Origin of the sequence: Streptomyces sp. HSW2009 (assembly GCF_040240285.1) — a bacterium.
In the GTDB taxonomy this organism is placed as follows: Bacteria; Actinomycetota; Actinomycetes; order Streptomycetales; family Streptomycetaceae; genus Streptomyces.
Map to the genome: position 1 here is coordinate 1 of NZ_JBEHZD010001076.1, position 840 is coordinate 840.

General features: G+C 80.7%; 1 protein-coding gene. It reads left to right on the forward strand.

Annotated elements, in window-relative coordinates; translation table 11 throughout:
• Positions 1-840 (forward strand): hypothetical protein (locus AAHZ94_RS34625; protein WP_502964878.1); only part of this gene is annotated, 840 nt, incomplete at both ends.

Genomic DNA, 840 nt, shown 5'->3' on the forward strand with positions numbered 1-840 from the left:
CCTGCCCAGGCGCTCACGGTGCCACCGCCGTCAGCTCGCGATCGGCCGCGCTGCGGTTCGCGAGGCGGTGTAGTGGTGGGCGCGGGGGCCGCGGGGGGGGGGGGGGGGCCGGGGCGGGCCCCGCCCCCCCCCCCCCGGCCGACCCCGCCGAGCAGCCGTGCCGCCCGCCCGGCGCGCCGCGCGGCGCCCGTACCGCCCCGCCCGGCCAGCGCAGCGCCCCGGACCAGCGGCGCCCGACCGCGGAGGAGGGCCGGGCCGATGAGGTACGGGAGTTCCTGCGGCTCGCCCAGGGCGTGGACGAGGCGGTGCACGAGGGCGGCCGGCTCAGGGCCTTCCTGCTGGCCGAACTCGCCCGCTACCGGGCCGCGCTGCCCGGTGCCGCCGTCGGCTATCTGGAGCAACTGACGAGCGCCCTTTCCGCCGGCTACCTGCCGCGCGCCCCGGACCTGATGGCGCTCCGCGCACTGCGCGCCGCCCCGGCCGGCCCGGCCGAGTCCCGGCGGCGGGCCGCCCTGCTGCGGCACTGCGAGCAGTTGGCCGAGTGGGAGGTGCGGGCCCGGCTGGTCGCACTGCCCGGCGGCCGGACCAACCCGCCAGTGGCCATGACCGCCACCACCCCGCCCACCACGGGTGCGGCCCCCAGCGCTCCCCGTACTTCCGCCAGGCGCACGGCGTCCACCGCGGGCGCGGCCCTCACGCCACGCACGCCCCCCACCTCGCGTCATGCCGCGTCCGCCGCCCCGCCCACGACCCTGTCCGGGGACGAACCCGCACCGGCCGGGGCGCCGCGGCCCGCGCCGGGCAAGGGGCCCGCCGAGCGTCGGTCTCATATACACATAT